Here is a 959-nt window from a genome sequence, read left to right on the forward strand (position 1 = left end):
CCACGCACGAGTTCTGCGGCTCGGTGCTGCGGTCGCTGGGTGTGGCCGGTGACACCGCGGCCGATGTCAGGCTCGTGGAAGATCTTGACGACCTGGTCACCGAGATCGTCGACGACCGCTACCTCGCGCAGTTCGGGCGCGCCGAAGACGACCCGGTGTTGACCCGCAAGCAGGCGCTCGATCTTGCCCGCGCGGTCGTCAACGACCCGTGCGCACACTGGCGGCCGATCGAGCCGGACCCCGACAGTGCGGCCGGCGTCCGGCTGCGCTTTGCCGCCGCGGTGCGCGACGAGCTGGAGCGCCGCAAGCGCCGGCTGCGCATCCTCGGTTTCAACGACCTGCTCACCCGGCTGGCGACAGCCCTTGAGCCGCAGGACTCGCCGGCCCGCGAGCGGATGCGGGGACGTTGGCGGATCGTGCTGGTCGACGAGTTTCAGGACACCGACCCCATCCAGTGGACGGTGCTCGGCCGCGCGTTCAGCGGCCACTCGACGTTGATCCTGATCGGCGACCCGAAACAGGCGATCTACGGTTTCCGCGGCGGCGACATCTACACCTACCTGGAGGCCGCCCGCGGCGCCGATGCCCGCTACACGCTGGGCGTCAACTGGCGCAGCGACCGGGCGAGATCGTCGTGCACGACGTCGACGCCCACCACGAAGGGCACCGGCTGGCCGGAGCGCCGCACAACGCGCCGTTTCGGCTGCGCGTCGTCAAACGCCCTGCACTCGGCTACGCCGACACCGGCAATGTGCCGATCGGATTGCTGCGCAGCCACATTCCCGCCGACCTGGCCGCCGACATCGGGGCGCTGCTGGCCGGCGGCGCCACCTATGGCGACCGTGCGGTCGGCGCCGGAGACATCGCGGTGATCGTCGAGCAGCACGTGGACGCGCGGGCGTGCCGGGACGCACTGGCCGCGGCGGGCATCCCGGAGGTCTTTACCGGCGACAACGTCG

General features: G+C 71.0%; 1 pseudogene. It reads left to right on the plus strand.

From position 1 onward, the window contains the following. A pseudogene (locus F6Q13_RS17910) lies at positions 1-959 on the plus strand (UvrD-helicase domain-containing protein); the annotation flags it as partial.

The organism is Mycobacterium sp., assembly GCF_008709575.1.
Lineage (GTDB): Bacteria > Actinomycetota > Actinomycetes > Mycobacteriales > Mycobacteriaceae > Mycobacterium.